The sequence below is a fragment of the Parafrankia sp. BMG5.11 genome (assembly GCF_004337455.1).
The window spans coordinates 1-19,450 of sequence record NZ_SJXI01000073.1; the positions used below are offsets into that span (position 1 = coordinate 1).

The following is a 19,450-nucleotide window of genomic DNA, read 5'->3' on the forward strand; positions in this document are numbered from 1 at the left end:
GGACCGGACTTCCACCGGCAAGCGACGACGAGCTTACGAAAGGTAGATCGGCCGCTTACACGGCGTCACCTCCAGTCTGCTGGGCGCACGAAAATGTCCTCAGTCATCCTGGGAGCCGTCGCCGCCCAACGACCGGCCGATGCGATCGAGCCAATCATCGCGCTCGTTGCCGACCCGCCCACCGGCCGCGCAGCCTACCGTGGCGCCGCCCGGGTCCCACTCGTCCACGGTCCACACGACGCAGACGATGCATACCGACTCGCAACCGCGATCAAAGAATATTAGGTCGGTGTCGCGCGCCGACCCGAACTCGCCACCACGAGCCGCAGATGAGCCGTGGACCGCGGCCAGTGCCCTTGCCAAAGATGTGTTACCAGGAAGACGTGGATCGCCCGATCCCACTCCATGGTTCCGATACCGGCTGGTCGAGCACCATCCCGATCAGCAGCGCCAACGGGTCGTTCGTCAGCAGCTCGTCCGCTTCGGCGATCTGGCTCAGGTGCAGTCCCACGGCACAACAGTAGCGCCGGTCCGTCCGCCCACAGCACGGCACAGCTGAACGGGGTCATGACGCGCCGAAGGCATGGCGGTGCTGGTAGGCCCAGGCCTGGAAGCTGGTCGGGGGGCGGCCCAGGACAGTGGCCAGGTCGTTGGTCAGGATGGCGTTACGGCCGGCACGAACCCAGGCGGAGCCAATGATGATCACCTCGACGGCGGACCTGTCCATCCCCGCGGCGAGCATCTGGTCGGCCGCCTGCTCCAGGCTCATGGGGACGGTGCCGATCCGGCGTCCGGTCACCCGCGATAGGGAGGCGGCCTGTTCGGCGACGGTCAGCAGTTCCGGTCCCGTCAGTGTGTAGATCTTACCGACGTGCGCTGAAGACAGGAGGACCTCCACTGCGGCGGCGGCGACGTCGTAGGGGTTGATCACTCCCTGCCGACCCGGTCCGGTGAGATCGGGCACGGGCTGCCCCTTGTCGATCGCATCGACCCACTGCAGGGTGTTCGACGCAAAGCTGGACGGGCGCAGCACCGTCCACCCCAACCCGCTGTCGCGCACCGCCTGCTCGGCCGTCACATGCCAGGCCCCGACCGTATCCGGTCCGATCTTCTCGCCCGTGCCGATGGCGGACAGTTTCACCACCCTGCGCACGCCGGCCCTTCGTGCCTCGTCGAGCAAGGCCAGATCGTGGCGCGCAGTAGGTACGACCGGTGCGGTTATCAGGAACATTGTCCGCACCGCGGCCATGGCCGGCCGGAGCGACGCGGGTTCGTCGAAATCTGCCCGGACAGTCTCCACGCCCGGACGCACCGGTACATTTCTCGGATCGCGGCTCACAGCTCGGACCTGCAGGCCGCGGGCCGCCAGGATGTCGAGCACCTTGCTGCCGATGGTGCCGGTGGCACCGGTTACCAGGATCACGGGCATCACGATGTCCGGGCAGACGCGACCGCCGCTAGGAAGTTTCGGCAGACCCGTTCCCGCATGCGGCTGCCTACGGTGGGAAGCATGCGCATCGACGAGCGTCGCATTCCGCTATCGGATGCCCTGCGACCGTGGATCTCCGAGATCAGCGTCACGACGATTGCCGTGCACGACGGAGCGCGCACGATCGTCGAGCCGCCGGATCACTCGGCCGCCCTGGCCCTGCGTGTCTTCCCGGGAGAGCACACCGACCTGGTCGTCATGGGACCGCGCACCCGGGCGCTCTATCATCTCGGTGAGCCGGGACCGTTCTGCGTCAGTGCCAGGATTCGACCCGGTCACGCCGCCTCGTTGCTGGGCCGCTCCGTGGCGGGCCTGCGCGATCGCGCCGTGCTGCTGAGCGAGCTGTGGGGCACGCCGGGCGCCCAACTCGCGAGGGAACTCACCGACGTCGGTTCCGATCCTGCCGGAATCGACGAACGGTTGCTGCTCGGACGGGTGGAGCAGGCGTTCACGAGCAGGCTCGCGGGCCTGCCGCCTCGGCAGCAGGCCCGCAGCGACCTGACGCACCGCGCGAGCCAACTACTGACCGGACGCGGCACGACCCACAGCGAACCGGAGCAGGTGTCCGCAACGGCTACTCGGCTCCACGTGAGCGAACGCAGCCTGCGCGAGGTGTTCACTAGCACGGTCGGCCTCGGGCCCAAACAGTTCGCCCGGATCGACCGCCTGCGAGAAGTACTCGCATACGCGGGCGAGGCACCCTGGACGCGCGTGGCGACCGAACTCGGCTACCACGACCAGTCGCATCTGAACGCCGACTTCCGCACCATGATGGGCGTTACCCCCACCGCCTACCTCACCGGTCGGCTACCCACGGCTCTCCGATGCGATACACACCGCCCTGCCCGCTGAGCCTGAGCATCTCGATAAGGCAGGCGAAAACCAGTCGCTCCGAATGGCACGCACCGGCGATGCGACACAGTCAGGTGAGTGCGGATTGCCCCGCCCCGCTCTATCTTTCCGATACTGGCTGGTCCAGCACCATGCCTATGAGTAGCGCCAAAGGGTCACTCGTCAGCAGCTCGTCCGCTTCGTCGATCTGGCTCAGATGCAGTCCCACCCCCTCACCGTAGCGAGGCCGGCCGGGCGGGTCAGCCGCGCCTGCTCGTATCGCGTCGAACAGGCCACGTCGATGGTGAGCGTCCGGTCGAAATCGGCTGGGTCGGGACTCAGGGCGACCCACACGATCAGGGGCCACCCCGGGCTGGCGCCCGGCCGCGCGGGGTGGGACGAGCGAGAGCTGGGTCATGGCTCCCGTCGCCGGCCGATCGTGGCCTCCTAGACAGAGGGGATTGCGTCGACCAGGTTGAACACCGTGCTCGTGTCCCGGCCGCCGAACAACAACGAGATCACAATCGCGGCCATCGCCTCCAGATGATGAGCGTGGCGAAGGTCGCCGACTGACACGGGTTCGCCTCCGACGTGGTCGATGAGCTGACGAGCGACCGCCGCCGCGGCGGGGTGGTTCGTGCAGTACGGCACGGACAGACGACGACCGTCGAAGAGCGGCGGGGCCATCTCCCACACTCGTGCGTGGCACAAGTTGAACGCTTTTACCACCTGCCCGCCGGTCGCATCCTGGATCTCCCTCGCCATGGCTCGGCCCGGGTCGGTGACCAGGGTGAAGTGATCAACCTCGACCGGGTTGTTGCAGTCGATGACCGGCTTGCCATACAGGCCGCCGCCGATCGCCGCCAACGTTGCGGGCATGCCCTGATAGAGGACCGCGATCAACGCCACGTCGGCGAACTCGGCCGTCTCCCGAAATCCGCCGGCGCGGCCGCCCCACTTCTCCGCCAGCGCGCGTGCCTTCTCCGTCGTTCGGCCCGCGACCATGAGCTCGTGACCGGCGGCGGCCCACCGGGTTCCGAGCGCGTCGGCCATCACACCGGCACCGAGAATTCCGATTCGCATAGCGGCGACGCTAGGCAGCCGTGGGGAACCATCCGGTGCCCCACGTCAGGTGGACGAGTCGCCGGCGAGTTCCTCCGCGTGCTCCTCGGCCCACCGGGCGAGCACGGAGACTGGTGCCAGGAGGCTCCGGCCCAAGTCGGTCAGCCGATACTCGACGCCCTTGGGCACCGTAGCCAGGTTTCGCCGCTCGACGATGCCTCGCCGCTCAAGCTTTCGGAGAGTCTGGGTCAGCATCTTCTTGCTGATCCCACCAATCCGATCACGAAGGTCGCTGTAGCGTCGCGGGCCGTCTCCGAGGGCATACACCACCACGACAGACCAGGTGTCGGCGATGACCTCCAGGGTCGAGCGGGCCGGGCAGTCGGCTACGAAGACGTCATAGTCAGCCATCGAACACTCGCCACGGCGCCGTGGCCGTCAGGCCAAGCACACGACGCGGCTGCCGCGCCGGCCACCCTCGCGGGGATCACTCCATGGTTCCGACATCCGCTGGTCCAGCACCATCCCGATCAGCAGAGCCAACGGGTCGTTCGTCAGCAACTCGTCGGCCTCAGCGATCTGGCTCAGGTGCAGTCCCACACCATCACAGTAGCCGGCGTCGCCGGGAGGCTCGGGTGACGGCCAGCCGAGATGTCCGGCGGCGGTCCCGCGGGGCCGCCGGCGGCACGTCGGCGTGCGACCGCGATCCGAGGCTTTACAACTGTTGTTCCGGAATCAGGCCGTTTTCAACAGCCGGTCCAGGTGGAAGTCGAACCAACGGTCTATCGCGGCATCGGGTCGGCAGGCGCCTGAGCGAGCCGAGCTGCCAGGCCGATCAGACACGTGCGCGGGCGGGCCACGCCGGGTGCATGATGACGTCGCACCTGCTGCAGACTTGAATGCATGAGCCCCGCGAGCCGTGGTCGCAAGAACGGGAAGAAGCCCTCCGCGAAGGAGCCAGCGCCGGCGAGGCGCACCTCGCGGCCCGCGCTGTCCGCTGTGCCGGACATCGGTGATCAGTCTCCGCGGCCTCCTGACGACAGCGAGCTGGACCCGCGCGCACTCACCGCCGACATGCTTGAGATCGGCGGGGTACTCCGCGAGAACGACGACCCGCTGATGGCGGAGGTGGCCGGTGCGACGTTCGCCGTGCTTGACGACCTCACCGACGGCTCCATCGGGGTGGCGTTCCTTCAGGAGATCGTGCCGCGGCTGGAGGCAGCGGCGACCGAGGGCGCCCTTGCGGTGCTGCTGGCAGTAGGTTCCGTCGCGTCGGGGCCGGTCGGTGTCGCCGCAGATACCGCCGCCGGCCGGCTCGCCGCGGCCGGGGTCTCCCGGCCGCGGTGGGCGGACGAGTTGACTGCGCCACTGGTGGCCAGCGACTTCCAGCGCCGGTATGACGACGAAGGTGACACCGTCCTTCTGAGCTGCACCGTCGAACGGGCTGGCCGGCCGCACGCGTTCTTGGTAATTGTCGACCCATCGGCCTGTGGTGAGGCCGCAGACCTCCTCGTCCTCCCGGCCGAGGACCTTCCCAAGGTTCTGGAGGAGATCACCGCCGCGGCTCGCAGGGACAAGGTCGGACTACGAACCGAGACGCTGGACGCCGAGGAGTTTCGCTGGCAGGTCGAGAACGCCCTGAGCGCGCGTGCGGTGCACGACGACGAGCTCTCGTTCGAGGACGACGAGGAAGCCGCCCCCTTTCTCCGGTTCGGCGAGGAGGTCGAGATCCCCTTCCATGAGGAGGAGGACGGCGAGGATGGGCCGCCGTACGAGGCCCTGGTGCTCGTGCTGCGGTCGCGCCTCGCGACGCTCCCGACCCCCCGGAAGCCCCCCGCTCCGCATGCGGATGACGACGAGGACGAGGGGATCGACGCGCTCGGTGACTTGGCCGACCTCGTCAGGATGCTGGACGAGCGGGGGGTGAACCCGGCCGAGCTTGCCGCAGGCATGCTGGCGAACCTGACTGGGCGGCCCGGTCTGCCGCCGACGCTCCCGAAGAAGCCGAAGCGGGCCAAGGGGCAGCGCGCCCCGGTCTACCAGGTCAAGGTAGGGCTGCGCGACGCGAAGCCACCGATCTGGCGACGGTTGGAGGTGCCAGCCGACACCAGCCTGGCGCGCCTGCACACGATCCTTCAGACAGCGTTCGGCTGGGACGACAGCCATCTGCACGTCTTCGAAACGCCCTACGGCAGGTTCGGCAGGCCGGACGCGGACCTTGGCCAACGCGCCGAGGCGGCGGTGTCGCTGGAGCAGGTGCTTCCCGACGTCAAAGCAAAGATCAGCTATACCTACGATTTCGGCGACGACTGGGAGCACCAGATCGTCCTCGAGAAGATCCTCGATCCCGACCCGTCCGTCCGGTATCCGCGCTGCACCGGCGGGCGTCGCGCGGCCCCGCCGGACGACTGCGGCGGTATCTGGGGCTACGAGGCGCTCCTGGAGACCCTGGGCAACCCCAGTCATCCCGAGCACGAAGAGCGGCTGGAATGGCTGGGCCTCGACAACCCCGCCGACCTCGACCCCGCCAGGTTCGACGCTGAGGAAGTGACAGCCGCGCTGTCCCGGCTCCTCCGCTGATGGTGGCGCGACGTCGATCCGACAGCCGCCGAGCGGAGCCTGACGAATGACGAACGCCGACGGCCTTGCCGCTCCCAACTACTACGCCATACGATGCATCGCATGGCGAGGTTCGGACGGGACGAGGGCCTGGCCCGCTTCGGCGAGCCGGGAGTACTCGTCCTGCTGTCACTGAGCGACGGCGCCAAACACGGTTACGCGATCACCGCCGATGTGCTGGAACAGACCGGGGTCCGGCTCGGCCCCGGCACCCTGTACGGCTCGCTGACCAAGCTGGTGGAACGCGGCCTGATAGCCGCACTGCCCAGCAACGACCGCCGCCGCCCCTACGAGATCACGCCGGCGGGAAGAGCGGCGTTGGCCGCTCAGTTGGCTACCTGGTCCCGGGTCGTCCAGACCGGGCAGTCACGGCTGGCCCAGGCATGAGGCGCTTCCTTCTCGCCCTGTGCCCCAGGCAGTGGCGGGCGCGCTACGGCGACGAGTTCGCCGCGCTCCTCCGGGACACCCCTCTGACCTTGGCCGCCGTCGTCGACGTCCTGCGCCTCGCCATGAGGCTCCATCTGCGGGCCAGGCCGTGGCTCGCCCAGATCGCCGGAGCGGTACTCGCCACGGCCGCCATGGAAGCCGCTGCCGTACGGGCAGAGCTGACCGACAACATCCTGTGGGCTCCGAGCACGCCGCTGCGGGCGCTGGCCCTGGTAGCGGTCCTGACGCCGACCGCGATGGTGGTCGACTCCGCGGCCATGCGCCGTGCCCGGCTCCGCGGAGACGAGCTGGCGTGACGGGACTGGCCGTAGCCGCCGTGGTCGCAGCGAGCCTGATCACGGTGGGCCTGATCACGGCACGCCGACCCGCGCCACCGCCAGCCGCTGGCTGGGCCGCACAACTACGGCGCGCGGCGGTCTGTCTTCTCCTTCTGGCGGCCGGCGCCGTTCTTGTCGCAAGGGCCGGATACATCCTCGCCACCGAGCATCCCGGCGATCCGGAGACCTATCAACACGCCTGGGGCGGCCCTCATTACATTGGTTTCATCATCGTGCACGTCGGCCCCGCCGTCCTCGTCCTGTTCCTGACCGGCCTGGCGCTGTGCCGCAGGTTGAGGGGACGCCGGCGAGCGGTCAGCCAGCAGCGCGGGTGACAGGAAACCCGGGCCAACCGTTATTCGTTCTTTCCGAAACCCGCATGGTCAAGGACCATGTCGATGAGCAGCGCCAACGGATCGTTGGTCAGCAGTTCGTCTGCTTCGGTGATCTGGCTCAGGTGCAGTCCCACGCCATCACCGTAGCCGACCGTCACGTGGCGCCCGTGGCACCGTCGGCGCGAGCAAGAAGGTGACGCAATGGACATCCGTGCCGACAGTCCGGTCTCGACGCGGATCACGTCCCGACGGAACTGGTGCGAGCGCCCCATAGTTCCGCGATCCGTCCGCCGGGGCGCCTACCTCTCCGGCCGACTGCCCGCGGCGATCCGATGCGGTCCTCACCGTCCTGACCGATGACGACACCACACAGTCAGGCAGGGACGGACTGTCAGATTCCGCTCCATCTTTCCGATACCCGCTGGTCCAGCACCATCCCGATCAGCAACGCCAACGGGTCGTTCGTCAGCAGCTCGTCGGCCTCGGCGATCTGGCTCAGGTGAAGTCCCACGTCACCACGGTAGCGGTCGGCCCGCGGCTGATGGCCTAGCCGCGGCACACCCCGGCAGTAGTCGTCGTGGAACGGCTGTTGCCGTCGTCGCGTGACACCTTGTATGTTATTACGTAATTTCGAAATTACGGATAAATGTTGCGGGGTCTGGGATGACATCGGACGGACTGGAACAGCGGGTCGCCTCGCTGGAGCGGCGGGTCGAGCGGTTGGAGGCGGCAACGGTCACGAGGGCAGAGCGACAAGGCCATGACCGGTCGGCCGAAGGGTCGTCCCTGCAGTTGCTGAGCCGGCTCCGCGAACGCGCTGGCGTCGAGGATCATGACAGGCCACGAACCGGCGTTGGTGGCCCGAGCGGCGCCGTGGCCTACGCGGGGGCTGTCACCGTGGACGACCGCGAGTACCTGTGGGCCAAGGAACACCAGGTTCGCGACATCGTCGGGGCAGACTGGGCCGCCGGGGCAACAACGCTCGAGTGCCTCGGCAGCCCGGCACGGCTGGCGTTGCTCGCCGCGCTGATCGGGGCGCCGCGCAGTCGCGCGCAGCTGCAGGAGGCGCTCGGCGAAACCTCGTCCGGGCACCTGTACCACCACCTGCGAGAGCTGCAGGCCGCTCGGCTACTCGTCCAGCGCCGGCGCGGCGAGTACGAACTGGCCACGCACGCGCTGGTCCCGCTGCTCGCCATCGTCGCAGCCGCAATGGATCTGGGGGCCGACGACCGTCCGGCACCGGCAACGGCCGGGGCGGAGGCAGAGCGATGACATGGACTTATCGCCAGCGGCTGGCGCCGGACGCGCCCGCTCGCGCCGCGTGGCGGGCGTGGACGCGCGGCGACATCGGTGAGGCCGAGCGCCTGGCTCAGCGGACCTCCCCGCTGCAGCGCGCGCACCTGTTGTTCCTGACGAGTTACGTCCAGGGGCGCTACGGGGAAGCGCTCGGGCACCACGCGGTCGTCCACGCCCGGAGCCCTGGACGCACCGCCCTGGACGAGCCGGCGGCACTCGCCTGGCTGCACGTCGGCCAGCCGGACGAAGCCCATGCACACGTACTGCGGCAACGAGGGAAGCAGCCGGTGCCACCGGACCTCCAGCTACGGGTGGACAACCCGCTGCAGGCCGAACTGGACCAGACGACCCAGTTACCCTTTACCGACCACGCGTTGGCGCCGTTCCTGCCAGGGGTCGACGTGACGCTCGACGGCCACCGCCTGTGCGCCCATATCGATACTGGCGGCACGTTCGTCGTCATGGGAACCCAGCGCGCCGAGGCGCTCGGCATCCGGCTCGCCGCGAACGGACGCGATTACCACGGCACCACCAGCACCGACGTCTACGTCGGTGTGGCCAGGGAGCTGACGCTCGGCGGAGCCACCCTGGCCAACGTGCCGGTCGAGGCGATGCCCACGCTGCACGACGGCCAGGACGTCGTACTCATAGGCACCAACATCCTGCAACAATTCCTCGCCACGATCGACTACCCGGGCCAGCGCCTACTTCTGTCGCCACGCCGCGACCCGCAGCAGGCGACCGACCACCTCGCCCAACTCCGCGACCTGAAGGAGGTCGCGCGGTTCCCCTTCTACCTGTGGGGAGATCATTACATGTTCGCGCGGGGCGGCTTCGGCACCCGACAGGACCTCAACTTCTTCATCGACTCGGGACTGGCCTACGTCATCCAGGAGGAGGACTCGCAGCCCCGCCAGGCATGCCTGTACACGACGGCCCGGCACTACCGCTCCTGGGGAATACCCCGGGCCCGCGCCGCTGGCCCGCACTTCGAAGCCGACCAACCGATTTGGCTGGGGCCGCTCCGCCAGGACAAGCAGTTCGTGGCCACGTCGCCCGCGCGTCGCCCGCCCTGGCATTCGTTCGGCGGCGTACGCATCGACGGTCTGCTGTCCCACGCCTTCCTGAGTGCCTACGCCTGGACCCTCGACTTCGACCGGCACGAGTACACGTTCCGGCAGCCGGCACGCCTTCAGGGGCCGTGATTCGACGACACTCGCGCCCGGCATTGGGCGGCTCGGTTCGTGTGTAGCGCCTCCTCGGTCTCGATGGTCACTGAAGGGCGGGTTGATCCACACCTTAGGGGCGGCACGGGCGGTGTGGGGCGGCGACGGATCCGTTCGGGGTGGACGGCGTCAGGGACCGGGGCGTGCCGGGAACCGCGCCATTGCGCGACACGCGCCACCGCGCCGCTCGTGGGCTCGCCCCACCCGCGTGCCCGATCATCGGACAGCGACGGCAGGCACGAGTGGGCATGACCCCACGGAAGATCCGATCCTGATCACGAGATCAGCCGCCGGGCCGACCGGGATTCGTGACGGCCCGGCGGATCCGCGGTCCAAGCTGGTCCGGCAGGCAGAAAGATTGACCAGCCGCCGCGCGATTCGCGCCGCGCGTGGACCCAGACGTCAGCCACGCACAACAGCACCCACGTGAGCCATGATCGCCGGCCCAAGTAGACAAAGGCACCGACGGTGTAATGGTGCAGGAGCAGATAGAACACGAAGACCGCAGGCAAGCCAAGCCGCCGCCGACCGTCAGGCCGCAGCGATCAGATCGCCGTGTAGTCGGTGTAGTCCCGGCAGGCCTCGTAGTCGTCGGCGTCCAGGTAGTGGCACCACGGAAGCTGCGAGTCAGGAAAGCGGAGTCGGCTCGTGCCCTTCCAGCTCGCGACCTCCACATGGATACCAAGATCGCGGACGGCCTCCAGCGCGGGCACGAGGTCCGTGTCGCGGCTGAACAGGACGCCGATGTCGTAGGCGTCCTCGCAGGCGAGACGCACGAAGTCCACGGCGAGTGCGACGTCGATGCCCTTCTCCTGCGCGGGCTCGGCCGGCCATGCCTTCGGGTAGCGGGGCTGCCGGCGGGCAACGACCACACGAGGATCACGGGCCCAGCGGTCGGCCTGCCGGTCGCTGGCCCTCGCCGCCTCCGGCTGGTGATCGGGGCTTGGACGGCTGGCCGCGGTAGACACGGACAGCCGCAAGCTCACCGCCAAGTCGTCGTCCATCGACGATCCGCCGCGCCACACGCACGGGATCGACGTGTCCATGCTGGCCAGGCGTGCCGGCGGGGAGGAACCTGCCGCGTGCCGAGAGGTGGACGTTCTGGTAGTCGATGAAAACAGCGACTCGCGGGGGCATGACCTAGCCGATCTAGAAAAAAGCCCCGCCAGTCCCGGAGGACGGCGGGGAGAAAGTGACTACCACGTCACTGGCGCAGGCTCCGGACCGTCAAACGCAGACACGGTCGCTCACTGTGGTCCTTCACTCCGGTAGCCCCGAGCCGGGAGTGGCACTGCACGGTCAGGCATGCGCAGAATGTCGCATCCCGCTCCATCCTTCCGAAACCCGCTGGTCCAGAACCACGCCAATAAGGAGTGCAAGCGGATCGTTGGTCAGCAGCTCGTCCGCCTCGGCGACCTGGCTCAGATGCAGTCCCACGAGGACACCGTAGCCAACCTCGGGGCAGAGGCCGTCATACCGGTGGTCGGACCGCGATGAAGTCAGCGGCCTGGGCGTCTGCCGACGGGCGACAGCGATCTTCTGCGAACAAGGCCGAACCGGCAGGTCCGGCTCCTCGCCGCCGAGCACCGTCCGGGCACGCCACCGGCCGGATATTGGCCGCCGCCCTAGACCGGCGACGGGTTCAGCCGGGCGAAGCCCTCCTGCCGTTGGTACGGGAAGTACGGGTAGGGAGCGGTGCGGGCGCTGGCCGCGTCCAACCGTGCCATCTGTCCCGCGGTCAGCGACCAGCCGACCGCCCCGAGGTTCTGCCGTAGCTGTGTCTCGTCCCGTGCGCCGATGATGACGGAGGACACCGTGGGCCGCTGGAGCAGCCAGTTGAGGGCGATCTGCGGCACGGCCTGACCGGTCTCCGCAGCAATCTCGTCGAGCGCGTCGACCACGGTGAACAGGTACTCGTCGTCCACCGGCGGGCCGTAGTCCGCGGTGGCGGGTAGCCGGCTGCGCGCGGGCAGTGGCTGGCCGCGACGAATTCGGCCGGTCAGCCGACCCCAACCCAGCGGGCTCCAGACGATCGCGCCGACGCCCTGATCCAGGCCCAGTGGCAGTAGACCCCACTCGTAGTCGCGGCCGACCAGCGAGTAGTAGACCTGGTGCGCCACATAGCGCGGGTATCGGTACTTCTCGGCGATGCCGAGGGACTTCATCAGCTGCCAGCCCGCGAAGTTGGACACGCCTAGATATCGAATCTTGCCGGCCCGCACCAGATCGTCCAGGGTGGCCAGAACTTCCTCGATCGGGGTGCCTGCGTCGAATGCGTGCAGCTGGAAAAGATCGATGTAGTCGGTGTTCAGTCGGCGCAGGGCGGCGTCGCACGCGGCGAGCAGCCGGGCACGGGACGAGCCGGCGTCGTTGGGCCCATCGCCGAGGGGCAGGCTTGCCTTGGTGGACACGAGCACCTGGTCGCGCCTGCCCCTGATGGCCGCGCCGAGCACCTCCTCGGAGGCGCCATCGGAATAGACGTCGGCGGTGTCGAACATGGTCACACCCGCCTCCAGGCAGATGTCCACCAGGCGCCGTGCCTGGTCAGCGTCGGTGTTGCCCCAAGCCCCGAACAGCGGACCACGGCCGCCGAAGGTGCCGGCACCGAAGCTCAGTGCGGGAACCAGCAGCCCGGATGCGCCCAGGCGCCGATACTCCATAGCAACCGCCTAACGATTCTCCAGTTCCGTTAAGATGACTCGACCGTACCACACGGAAAGGCACTAGCGGAACTGGAGACCCGTTACCGTGAATGAGGACCGCGAGCCGGGGACTGTTCGGCCCGGCGGGCGCACCGCACGGGTGCGGGCCAGCGTGCTGCGGGCGGCCGGGGATGTGCTGGCCGAGCGGGGTTTCGCCCACCTGGACCTGGCCGACGTGGCGCGCCGGGCCGGCGTCGGTAAGACCACTGTCTACCGGCGGTGGGGGGCGGTTGCCGGCCTGGTGGCCGACCTGCTGGCCGAGATGGTCGAGGAGTCCGTGCCGCGTGCCGAGACCGGCTCCCTGCTCAACGACCTGAAGGCCAACGCCAACCTGGTACGGCGCACCCTGTGCGACCCCCGCCAGGGCGCGTTGTTCAAAGCGGTGATCGCTGCCGCGACCTATGACGAGCGCACCGCGCAGGCACTGCGCCGCTTCTACGACGCCCGAGTCACCGAGTGGGCGCCGTGTGTGACACAGGCGATCGACCGTGGCGAGGTACCCGCTGGAACCGATCCGTGCGAGGTAATCCGCGCCGTCTCCGCCCCGCTGTACTATCGCCTGCTGACCATCGGGGAACCGCCGGACGAGACCGCGGCCGAGCGCGCCGCCAGGGCGGCCGCAGCCGGCGCCCGCGCCGGGGTGTACGTGCGGTGAGATCGCACGCACCACGGTCGCCGATCCCGGATGCGATCGAAGCGACCCCGACCCCGACCCCCAGCCACGTCCGTCGCCGCCGGGCAGGAGGACGAAGCTGTTGACGCGTCCGGCCCGGCGGCCGTGTCACCCGGCGCCGGGCGCTAGCTCGTTCGAGCGGCGACTGGCAACGCGTTCGTTCTTTCCGAAACCCGCTGGTCCAGCACCATCCCGATCAGCAAGGCCAACGGGTCGCTGGTCAGCAGTTCGTCCGCCTCGGCGATCTGGCTCAAGGGAGCTGTGCCGCTACTCGGGCGGTCACGGCTGGTCATGGGGCGACTCTGGCCGGCTACGAAGACCGACCCGGTACCCGGATGACGGCCATGTCTCGCGCATTGTCCGCCGGCATGGTCGTCACCCGGGGAAACGGCCGTTGACCGCGGGCCGGTTCGCCGCGCGGTCGGCCACGTCGCGCCACGTGACGGCTGCCCGGCGCCGACCTGGTCCGAGACAAGGCGACCCGAGCTGCGTCACTCATGACGGTCAACTCCTCAGTCGGTGTCTGTTGCCGCGTACCTATCGCCGCCAGAAGAAGTGGTGCACGACACCGCTCGGGCTTGGCACGCGTTCCAGGTGGTAGCGGTCGGTCAGCTCGTCCGGGTTGTCCCAGAGACGGAGACCACTGCCGAGTTCATGCGGGCCGACGGCGATGTGCATCTCGTCGATCAGGTCCGCGTCGAGGAACTCGCGGATGGTCGTGACGCCACCGCCGATGCGCACGTCCCGGCCGTCGGCGGCGGCCTTCGCCTGCTTCAGTGCTTCGTGCGGCGTCGCGTCGAGGAAGTGGAAGGTCGTGTCGCTCAGGGTGAACGACGGCCGAACGTGATGCGTGAGCACGAAGACCGGCGTGTGGAAGGGGGGCTCGTCTCCCCACCAGCCCTGCCACTCGTGGCCCGGCCAGGGGCCACGGATCGGACCGAACTTGTTGCGCCCCATGATCTCGGCGCCGACGTTACGGGTGAAGTCACGTACGACGTAGTCGTCGAGCCCTCGGGTGCCGCCGGGATCGGTGCGGTGAACCCAGCTGTCCGTGGCACCGGCCCAGGCGAACAGGTCACCAGGGTCCACCTGGCCGAACGGGCGTTCGAGGCTTTGCTCCTCGCCCGCTCCGATCCCGTCCTGGCTGACGCTGAAGCAGTGGACCCGGACCCGCTGTGTCATGGCCTACCTCCTGAACGTGGGCGGCTCGCCTGTCGCGGCGGCTCACCAGGTGGTCGTCGCCGACACGCCCCGCGCGACAACGACGGCGGAGATTCCTGGCTGCCGTGGTGGAGATTCCTGGCTGCGTAGTGTCGCGGGAGCACTGTCGGCGACGACCACCTGGTGAGCCGCCGCGCGGGTGGCTGCTTCGCCAAGGAGGAGACCGTGAAGTATCTGATCATCATGCAGATCGACCCGGCTGTGCTGGAACAGCTCACCGACGACCAGCAGCGGCAGATCCAGGAGGGACACGGCGCGTTCATCGCCGCCACCAAGGAGCGCGGTGAGTTCATCGCGGCTCAGGCCCTCGCCGACCCCAGCCAGTCGAAGGTCGTTCGCAGCTCCGGGGGCCAGCCCGAGGTGACGGACGGACCATTCGTCGAGAGCAAGGAGTTCATGGGCGGCTTCTATCTCCTCGACGTCGAGGACGAGGCCCGGGCGGTGGAGCTGGCCCGGCAGATACCCGATGCCAACATCCCCGGCCTCGCCCTCGAGCTTCGGCCGGTGATGTTCGCCGACCTCGGAGCGGGATGATCCCAGCTGAACCCCTCGGCGAGGGCCGGTGGCGCGAGCTCGCGCGACAGGCCCTCGCCCGGTTGCTGCGCAGCTATGGCAGCGCCCAGTTCGACCTGTGCGAGGACGCCGTCCAGGATGCGCTCCTGCAGGCGTACCAACAGTGGCCGGCGCGGTTCCCCGACGACCCGCTGGGCTGGCTGATCGCGACCGCCCGCCGCCGGTATGCCGACCGCGCCCGCAGTGATGCCCGGCGCCGACACCGCGAGACCCGCGCCGCGTTGTTGCAGCCCCCGGTGGCGCCGGAGGCCGTCCAGCGGGACGACTCGCTGCTGGTGCTGCAGCTGTGCTGCCACCCCGACCTGCCACGCTCCGGACAGGTCGCACTGACCCTCCGGGCGGTCGCCGGGCTGACCACCGCCCAGATCGCCAACGTCTACCAGGTCCCCGAACGCACCATCGCCCAACGGATCACCCGGGCCAAGCGTCGCCTCTGCGAGCTCGGCCGGCCGCTACCGCCACCCGGGCAGGCAGGCGAGTGCGTCACCGCCGTCCTCGACGTGCTCTACGTGATGTTCGCTGAGGCGCACCACACAACCGCCGGCGCGCCTCCCCGCGACGCGGATCTCGCCGTCGAAGCGATTCACCTGACCCGGCTCCTTCGTCGCAGCGTCCCCGAGTCCACCGAGGTCACCGGGCTTCTCGCGCTGATGCTGCTCACCGAGGCCCGCCACCCGGCCCGGGTGGGGCCGGACGGGCGCCTCACGTCGCTCGACGAGCAGGACCGCGCGTTGTGGGACCGGGATCTGATCGACGAAGGGATCAGGCTCGTCGAACAGGCCACCCCGGGCGCCGAACCCGGCCCTTACCTGCTCCAGGCCTGCATCGCGGCTCTGCACGCCGAAGCCCCCGACATCGCGACAACCGACTGGGACGAGATCCTCGCGCTCTACCGGCTCCTCGAGATCGTGACCGGTCATCGGAACCCCACGATCACCCTCAACCGGATCGTCGCCCAGGCCATGGTCGACGGCATCGACGTCGCCCTCGCCCGGATCGACGCGCTGGAAGCCGACCACCCTGGCCTTCCCCGTCTCAACGCCGTACGCGCCCACCTCCTGGAGCAGGCCGGCAGACCGGACGACGCGGCCAGGGCCTACCGGCGAGCCATCGCCGCCACGGTCAATCTCGCGGAGCAACACCACCTCAGGCACCGCCTACGCCGCCTGTCTGGCGCACACGCGTGACGCATGGACCACCCAGGGACTCCGCAGGTGTCTGTGCGGCCGCGTTGGTGTTCGGGTCCATCCTGCCCAACCTGGATTTCAGCGACGACACATGACCGACGGTCGACACCTCTCTGGCAGCAGGCCAGACCCCGTCGATCGTGCACATGGTGGGCTGCCTCAGCGCCGACCACGGACGGGCACAGGCGAACCGGCTCCGGCATCCCGAGCCGGTGTACGTGCAGTCCGGCAGTCACGCGGAGAAGACCGCCGAACGCAATCCCGCCAAGCAGGTGCGCTACCTCGACTTCAAGCCCGACGTCTCCACCGTCACCAGGTTCGCCCTCGGGCTGTGGCACATGTTCACATCGGCCGGGCCCCGGGCGGGGGGCTTCGGATCTCGTTCCGTTTCCACGACGGCACCCTGCTCGCCACCGTCCAGAACGGACGGCTCACGACGGGACCAGTCGACGGCGACGTGTCCGCATTCCAGAGCCTGCTGGCCTGCCTGAGCTGAGCCGCGGAAAATCACCCGCCCCGCGATGATCAGCCGCGGTATTCCTGTCCATCCTCGCCACCGACATCCTGACGATCACCAATGGTCGGATCAGCTCCGTCTGGTGTTCTTCGACGAGCGGAGCGCGTTGCTCGGCCTCGGGGTGCTCGTCCCGGGGAAACACTGGATCCGGCCAGGTAGCCCGGCCCGCCAGGGCCTCGGTGTCCGTCGGCTGACGTGACCGTGGGGGTCAGCCCGGTCGAGCAGCGGAGTCGGTGTCGGTGTCGGTGGGGGCTCCGCTGACGCGCTGCCGGTAGCGGCGGGTCTTGACCCGGTTGCCGCAGACGGCGGTCGCGCACCAGCGCCCGGTCCGGGGCTTCGAGCCGTCATAGAAGACAACCCGGCAGTCCGGCGCCGCGCACATCTTCACGCGCTGCCAGGTGCCGTCCGCCGTTGCCAGGACCGCGACAGCCGCGAGCCGCGCCAGCGCCCGGGCGACCTCGCTGCCTCCTGCGGGCTCGAGTTCGACGCCACCCGGGCCCACCCGGACCCGCAGCGTGAGGCGATTGGCCACGTCGCCCAGATCGACAGTCTCCGGCGACGGTCGCTCAGTCCGCTGGTTGGCCGCCGCGGCTTCGCGCAGCGTTGCGCGCAGGCGCAGTGCGTCCGCGAACTCGGCCTGACCCGCGGACGTCCCTTCCCTCGCCAGGCCGTGAGCGGTGAGCCAGCGGCTCAGTGCCTCAGGAGCCGTGAACTGCTCGTGTGGATGGTGGGCACCGAAGGTCCGCTCGTCCACGGAGTTGAGGAACGCCCCCAGTACACGCAGCGATGGCGGCGCATCGTAGTGCGCCGACCAGGCGTCCGCGGGGTCCATGTCCTCACCAGTGAACCACCCACCAGCAAGCGACACCATTAAACTGTATAACTAGTGTCACCGTGACAGGGCGGCGATCTGAGGGTCGCCACGTGAAAGGGATCGGGCAGGGCAGATGCAGACTGGAGAGCGGGCCGGACGGACATCGGGCGTGGAGGCCGGACGGGTGACGCCGTTTCGGATCAACACGCCGGACGACACACTGGAGCAGATCCGCCAGCGACTCACCGCATTCGATCCAGTGGCCCTGCCGAGGCGGCCTGGCTGGCGGTGCGGCACCGACCCGACGGCGCTCGAGGAACTCACGCGGTACTGGCTCACCGACTACGACTGGCGCCGCCACGAGCGCGAGCTCAACGCCTTCGAGCAGTTCACCGCCGCCGTCGACGGTGTCGAGGTGCACCTTCTACGCGAGCCCGGTTCCGGAACCGCGCCCCCGACGGTGCTGCTGCTGCACGGATGGCCGACCTCGTTCGCAACGTTCCGCGGTCATCAGCAGGCTCGCGCATCCGGAAACCGCCGGCGGCGATCCGGAGGACGGGCTGACCGTCGTTGTCCCGTCGTTGCCCGGCTACGGCTTCTCCCCGCCCGCCTCGGCCCCGATCGGCGTCCGGTCTGCCGGGCACCTCTTTCACAGGCTGCTGACCGAGGTCCTCGGGGAGGCCAGGTACTACGTCCACGGCGGGGACCAGGGTGCGCCGATCGCCGAGTGGATGGCTTTCGACCACCCGGACCACTGCTCTGGGCTACACACCACTCTCCTCGGCGTCCGCCACGAGGGAGCGCCGCTGGGAAGCGGCCTGACCGGCGTCGAGGATCCAACGGCGGACGAGATCCTGTTCGTTCAGCGGGAACACAACCTGAACACCGGCCCGCTGGGCGCCTACTTCCTCCTGCAGGCGACAGCGCCGCTCACACTGGCACCAGCCCTGGCGGACAGCCCGGCCGGCTTCGCCGCGTGGGTGCTGGAGAAGTTCCACCTGTGGAGCGATCAGAACGGCACCAGCGACGGCCCCGCGCTGACCCTGGACGACATCATTACCGAGATCATGATCTATCTCGTCTCGGACAGTGTCGCCAGTTCGCTGGTGGCCTACGCGGAGTTCCTCTCCGACCCGATCACGCTTCCGCCCGCCGCGTCATCGAGGTGGCCTCCGCGTTCGCGGCCTTCCCCGACCCGCGGGTCGCGACTCCGCCGGCCAGCTTCGTCGCACGTTCACGCAACCTGACGCACTTCACCGAACCGCCCCGCGGTGGGCACTTCCCGAGTCTGGAGGCTCCCGACGTCTTCGCGGCAGACCTCGCCGGGTTCATCCGGGCGACGGAAAGCAGCAGCACATGATCCGCTGACCGCCCCGCCCCGCGAGTTTCAGTGGCCGATGTCCACTCGTCGCGGCACTGCGGCCACGCGTTCCAGCCTGCCACAGGTTCTGCTATCAGATCTTGCTAGCATCTTGTGCATGACGCGGACGATCACGCTTCGGCTTTCGGACGAGGCCTACGAAGCGGTCAAGCGGTATGCCGAGGCCGAGGACACTTCGATGAACGCCTGGGTCGAGGGCGTGCTCGACGCCGAGGACATGCGCCGACGCTGTGCCGCCCACGCCACCTGGGTGCGGGCGAGCCCGACAGTCGCCCGCGCGGCCCTCGCCTTCGGTGAGGCCAACCAGCAGGCACTCAGGACGGCCGGGCTGCCCAACCTGGCGGGCACCGCCGAATGAGATCGCCGCGGCGCGGCGAGATCTGGACCACCCGCACCGGGCCGACCCCCCAGGCGGTGCTGGTCATCAGCTCCACGGTCTACAACGAGATCGTCGATGAGCCGACCGTGCTGGTCGCACTGGTGGTGGAACATGCCACCGACGAGGGATTCTGCGTCAGGCTCGGCGAGGGCCAGTGGGCTGTGATGGGCCTGGTCACGTTTGTGGCCAAGGCCGCTCTGGATGAGTGCCTGCGCCGGGTCGACGTCCAGACGCTCACCAACGCCAACACCATGCTTTTCAAGATCCTGGCCACGCCCGAACGCTGACGTCTCACTCGCTCTTTCCGAAGGATGCGGAGTCCGGCGACCGCGCGTGGACGCTCGCCGTCGCCCGGGGGCCGCGGCCGGGTGGAGGCGGTTG

26 protein-coding genes and 2 pseudogenes are annotated in these 19,450 nt (G+C 68.9%); 15 read left to right on the plus strand and 13 right to left on the minus strand.

The genetic code is table 11. The annotated features are described in order from the left end of the window. Positions 1–370 precede the first annotated feature (370 nt). Together E0504_RS50765 and E0504_RS37610 are read right to left on the minus strand one after the other, a co-directional pair. Positions 371–511, minus strand: coding sequence for a hypothetical protein (locus E0504_RS50765; protein WP_165938735.1), 141 nt, complete (start codon positions 509–511; stop codon positions 371–373). 54 nt (positions 512–565) lie between these two features. Then, positions 566–1,429 carry an NAD(P)H-binding protein gene (locus E0504_RS37610; protein WP_112106516.1) on the minus strand — a complete coding sequence of 288 codons (864 nt, stop codon included), beginning with the start codon at positions 1,427–1,429 and terminating at the stop codon, positions 566–568. 81 nt (positions 1,430–1,510) lie between these two features. On the opposite strand from E0504_RS37610, the gene E0504_RS37615 reads away from it, so the two are divergent. Further along, positions 1,511–2,341, plus strand: coding sequence for a helix-turn-helix domain-containing protein (locus tag E0504_RS37615; protein ID WP_165938736.1), 831 nt, complete (start codon positions 1,511–1,513; stop codon positions 2,339–2,341). Between the two features lie 112 nt (positions 2,342–2,453). On the opposite strand, the pseudogene E0504_RS53665 reads toward E0504_RS37615, so the two are convergent. From E0504_RS53665 to E0504_RS50770, 4 genes and pseudogenes are all read right to left on the minus strand, one after another. Further along, positions 2,454–2,549, minus strand: a pseudogene (locus E0504_RS53665) (Fe-S cluster assembly protein HesB); the annotation flags it as partial. 218 nt (positions 2,550–2,767) lie between these two features. Next, on the minus strand, positions 2,768–3,421 hold the full coding sequence (locus E0504_RS37620; RefSeq protein ID WP_255565701.1) for an NAD(P)-binding domain-containing protein: 654 nt from the start codon (positions 3,419–3,421) through the stop codon (positions 2,768–2,770). 27 nt (positions 3,422–3,448) lie between these two features. Continuing rightward, on the minus strand, positions 3,449–3,793 hold the full coding sequence (locus E0504_RS37625) for a helix-turn-helix domain-containing protein (protein WP_112106454.1): 345 nt from the start codon (positions 3,791–3,793) through the stop codon (positions 3,449–3,451). Positions 3,794–3,820: 27 nt separating this feature from the next. Further along, the gene (locus tag E0504_RS50770) at positions 3,821–3,982 is read right to left on the minus strand and encodes a hypothetical protein (RefSeq protein ID WP_165938737.1); all 162 of its coding nucleotides are present in this window, start codon (positions 3,980–3,982) and stop codon (positions 3,821–3,823) included. 303 nt (positions 3,983–4,285) lie between these two features. Between E0504_RS50770 and E0504_RS37630 the strand changes: the two genes are divergently transcribed. From E0504_RS37630 to E0504_RS51515, 4 genes are all read left to right on the plus strand, one after another. Continuing rightward, a complete protein-coding gene (locus tag E0504_RS37630; protein ID WP_131626802.1) occupies positions 4,286–5,962 on the plus strand; it encodes a plasmid pRiA4b ORF-3 family protein in 1,677 nt (558 codons plus the stop codon). A 102-nt stretch (positions 5,963–6,064) separates the two neighbouring features. Further along, complete coding sequence (locus tag E0504_RS37635; RefSeq protein ID WP_112106456.1) at positions 6,065–6,388, plus strand: PadR family transcriptional regulator; 324 nt, start codon at positions 6,065–6,067, stop codon at positions 6,386–6,388. Further along, positions 6,385–6,744: a hypothetical protein gene (locus E0504_RS37640; protein WP_131626803.1), complete on the plus strand. Its 360-nt coding sequence runs from the start codon at positions 6,385–6,387 to the stop codon at positions 6,742–6,744. Before E0504_RS37635 ends, E0504_RS37640 begins: the two co-directional genes overlap by 4 nt. Beyond that, the gene (locus E0504_RS51515) at positions 6,741–7,100 is read left to right on the plus strand and encodes a hypothetical protein (RefSeq protein WP_200835290.1); all 360 of its coding nucleotides are present in this window, start codon (positions 6,741–6,743) and stop codon (positions 7,098–7,100) included. Before E0504_RS37640 ends, E0504_RS51515 begins: the two co-directional genes overlap by 4 nt. A 20-nt stretch (positions 7,101–7,120) precedes the next feature. Here the strand turns inward: E0504_RS51515 and E0504_RS50775 are convergent, their stop codons facing one another. Beyond that, positions 7,121–7,258 (minus strand): hypothetical protein, encoded by a 138-nt coding sequence (locus E0504_RS50775; RefSeq protein WP_165938734.1) that lies wholly within the window; start codon positions 7,256–7,258, stop codon positions 7,121–7,123. A 505-nt stretch (positions 7,259–7,763) separates the two neighbouring features. Between E0504_RS50775 and E0504_RS37650 the strand changes: the two genes are divergently transcribed. Continuing rightward, on the plus strand, positions 7,764–8,372 hold the full coding sequence (locus tag E0504_RS37650) for a helix-turn-helix domain-containing protein (RefSeq protein WP_112106458.1): 609 nt from the start codon (positions 7,764–7,766) through the stop codon (positions 8,370–8,372). Further along, entirely contained in the window at positions 8,369–9,601 is a 1,233-nt protein-coding gene (locus E0504_RS37655; RefSeq protein WP_131626804.1) for a retropepsin-like aspartic protease, read from the plus strand. The genes E0504_RS37650 and E0504_RS37655 overlap by 4 nt, the downstream gene beginning before the upstream one ends. A gap of 566 nt (positions 9,602–10,167) precedes the next feature. Here the strand turns inward: E0504_RS37655 and E0504_RS37660 are convergent. The 3 genes from E0504_RS37660 to E0504_RS37665 form a co-directional block, all read right to left on the minus strand. Then, the gene (locus E0504_RS37660; protein ID WP_235014006.1) at positions 10,168–10,626 is read right to left on the minus strand and encodes an NYN domain-containing protein; all 459 of its coding nucleotides are present in this window, start codon (positions 10,624–10,626) and stop codon (positions 10,168–10,170) included. 295 nt (positions 10,627–10,921) lie between these two features. Next, a complete protein-coding gene (locus E0504_RS50780; protein ID WP_165938738.1) occupies positions 10,922–11,059 on the minus strand; it encodes a hypothetical protein in 138 nt (45 codons plus the stop codon). Positions 11,060–11,247: 188 nt separating this feature from the next. Beyond that, complete coding sequence (locus E0504_RS37665) at positions 11,248–12,282, minus strand: aldo/keto reductase (RefSeq protein WP_112106461.1); 1,035 nt, start codon at positions 12,280–12,282, stop codon at positions 11,248–11,250. 88 nt (positions 12,283–12,370) lie between these two features. Between E0504_RS37665 and E0504_RS37670 the strand changes: the two genes are divergently transcribed. Next, positions 12,371–12,979 carry a TetR/AcrR family transcriptional regulator gene (locus E0504_RS37670; RefSeq protein WP_112106462.1) on the plus strand — a complete coding sequence of 203 codons (609 nt, stop codon included), beginning with the start codon at positions 12,371–12,373 and terminating at the stop codon, positions 12,977–12,979. 143 nt (positions 12,980–13,122) lie between these two features. On the opposite strand, the gene E0504_RS53670 is transcribed toward E0504_RS37670, so the two are convergent. Together E0504_RS53670 and E0504_RS37675 are read right to left on the minus strand one after the other, a co-directional pair. Next, positions 13,123–13,251 (minus strand): hypothetical protein, encoded by a 129-nt coding sequence (locus E0504_RS53670; protein WP_306769295.1) that lies wholly within the window; start codon positions 13,249–13,251, stop codon positions 13,123–13,125. Positions 13,252–13,534: 283 nt separating this feature from the next. Next, positions 13,535–14,179 carry a dihydrofolate reductase family protein gene (locus E0504_RS37675; protein ID WP_131626805.1) on the minus strand — a complete coding sequence of 215 codons (645 nt, stop codon included), beginning with the start codon at positions 14,177–14,179 and terminating at the stop codon, positions 13,535–13,537. A 204-nt stretch (positions 14,180–14,383) separates the two neighbouring features. Between E0504_RS37675 and E0504_RS37680 the strand changes: the two genes are divergently transcribed. The 3 genes from E0504_RS37680 to E0504_RS52630 all read left to right on the plus strand — a co-directional run bounded on the left by E0504_RS37680 (position 14,384) and on the right by E0504_RS52630 (position 16,474). Continuing rightward, positions 14,384–14,752, plus strand: coding sequence for a YciI family protein (locus E0504_RS37680; RefSeq protein WP_112106519.1), 369 nt, complete (start codon positions 14,384–14,386; stop codon positions 14,750–14,752). Continuing rightward, the gene (locus E0504_RS37685; RefSeq protein ID WP_112106464.1) at positions 14,749–15,978 is read left to right on the plus strand and encodes an RNA polymerase sigma factor; all 1,230 of its coding nucleotides are present in this window, start codon (positions 14,749–14,751) and stop codon (positions 15,976–15,978) included. The genes E0504_RS37680 and E0504_RS37685 overlap by 4 nt, the downstream gene beginning before the upstream one ends. Positions 15,979–16,309: 331 nt before the next feature. Beyond that, positions 16,310–16,474, plus strand: coding sequence for a hypothetical protein (locus E0504_RS52630; protein WP_235014008.1), 165 nt, complete (start codon positions 16,310–16,312; stop codon positions 16,472–16,474). A 229-nt stretch (positions 16,475–16,703) separates the two neighbouring features. Here the strand turns inward: E0504_RS52630 and E0504_RS37695 are convergent, their stop codons facing one another. Beyond that, on the minus strand, positions 16,704–17,327 hold the full coding sequence (locus E0504_RS37695) for a CGNR zinc finger domain-containing protein (protein WP_112106465.1): 624 nt from the start codon (positions 17,325–17,327) through the stop codon (positions 16,704–16,706). Positions 17,328–17,442: 115 nt separating this feature from the next. Here E0504_RS37695 and E0504_RS54545 point away from each other — a divergent pair. From E0504_RS54545 to E0504_RS37710, 4 genes and pseudogenes are all read left to right on the plus strand, one after another. Then, positions 17,443–17,799 (plus strand): annotated as a pseudogene (locus tag E0504_RS54545) (epoxide hydrolase N-terminal domain-containing protein); the annotation flags it as partial. Next, entirely contained in the window at positions 17,717–18,556 is an 840-nt protein-coding gene (locus E0504_RS52635) for an alpha/beta fold hydrolase (RefSeq protein WP_373693978.1), read from the plus strand. The pseudogene E0504_RS54545 and the gene E0504_RS52635, both read left to right, overlap by 83 nt. 231 nt (positions 18,557–18,787) lie before the next feature. Next, positions 18,788–19,048 (plus strand): toxin-antitoxin system HicB family antitoxin, encoded by a 261-nt coding sequence (locus E0504_RS37705; RefSeq protein WP_071059735.1) that lies wholly within the window; start codon positions 18,788–18,790, stop codon positions 19,046–19,048. Further along, the gene (locus E0504_RS37710; RefSeq protein ID WP_112106466.1) at positions 19,045–19,356 is read left to right on the plus strand and encodes a MazF family transcriptional regulator; all 312 of its coding nucleotides are present in this window, start codon (positions 19,045–19,047) and stop codon (positions 19,354–19,356) included. The genes E0504_RS37705 and E0504_RS37710 overlap by 4 nt, the downstream gene beginning before the upstream one ends. The last annotated feature ends 94 nt before the right edge of the window (positions 19,357–19,450 follow it).

Excerpts from the sequence above, each read along its gene's own strand:
- E0504_RS37650 (WP_112106458.1), top strand. The coding sequence starts at position 7,764 with ATGACATCGGACGGACTGGAACAGCGGGTCGCCTCGCTGGAGCGGCGG.
- E0504_RS37610 (WP_112106516.1), bottom strand. The coding sequence starts at position 1,429 with ATGCCCGTGATCCTGGTAACCGGTGCCACCGGCACCATCGGCAGCAAG.
- E0504_RS37640 (WP_131626803.1), top strand. The coding sequence starts at position 6,385 with ATGAGGCGCTTCCTTCTCGCCCTGTGCCCCAGGCAGTGGCGGGCGCGC.
- E0504_RS37685 (WP_112106464.1), top strand. The coding sequence starts at position 14,749 with ATGATCCCAGCTGAACCCCTCGGCGAGGGCCGGTGGCGCGAGCTCGCG.
- E0504_RS37660 (WP_235014006.1), bottom strand. The coding sequence starts at position 10,626 with ATGGACGACGACTTGGCGGTGAGCTTGCGGCTGTCCGTGTCTACCGCG.
- E0504_RS37615 (WP_165938736.1), top strand. The coding sequence starts at position 1,511 with ATGCGCATCGACGAGCGTCGCATTCCGCTATCGGATGCCCTGCGACCG.
- E0504_RS37695 (WP_112106465.1), bottom strand. The coding sequence starts at position 17,327 with ATGGACCCCGCGGACGCCTGGTCGGCGCACTACGATGCGCCGCCATCG.
- E0504_RS37665 (WP_112106461.1), bottom strand. The coding sequence starts at position 12,282 with ATGGAGTATCGGCGCCTGGGCGCATCCGGGCTGCTGGTTCCCGCACTG.
- E0504_RS37655 (WP_131626804.1), top strand. The coding sequence starts at position 8,369 with ATGACATGGACTTATCGCCAGCGGCTGGCGCCGGACGCGCCCGCTCGC.
- E0504_RS37635 (WP_112106456.1), top strand. The coding sequence starts at position 6,065 with ATGGCGAGGTTCGGACGGGACGAGGGCCTGGCCCGCTTCGGCGAGCCG.
- E0504_RS37675 (WP_131626805.1), bottom strand. The coding sequence starts at position 14,179 with ATGACACAGCGGGTCCGGGTCCACTGCTTCAGCGTCAGCCAGGACGGG.
- E0504_RS37625 (WP_112106454.1), bottom strand. The coding sequence starts at position 3,793 with ATGGCTGACTATGACGTCTTCGTAGCCGACTGCCCGGCCCGCTCGACC.
- E0504_RS37705 (WP_071059735.1), top strand. The coding sequence starts at position 18,788 with ATGACGCGGACGATCACGCTTCGGCTTTCGGACGAGGCCTACGAAGCG.
- E0504_RS37710 (WP_112106466.1), top strand. The coding sequence starts at position 19,045 with ATGAGATCGCCGCGGCGCGGCGAGATCTGGACCACCCGCACCGGGCCG.
- E0504_RS37630 (WP_131626802.1), top strand. The coding sequence starts at position 4,286 with ATGAGCCCCGCGAGCCGTGGTCGCAAGAACGGGAAGAAGCCCTCCGCG.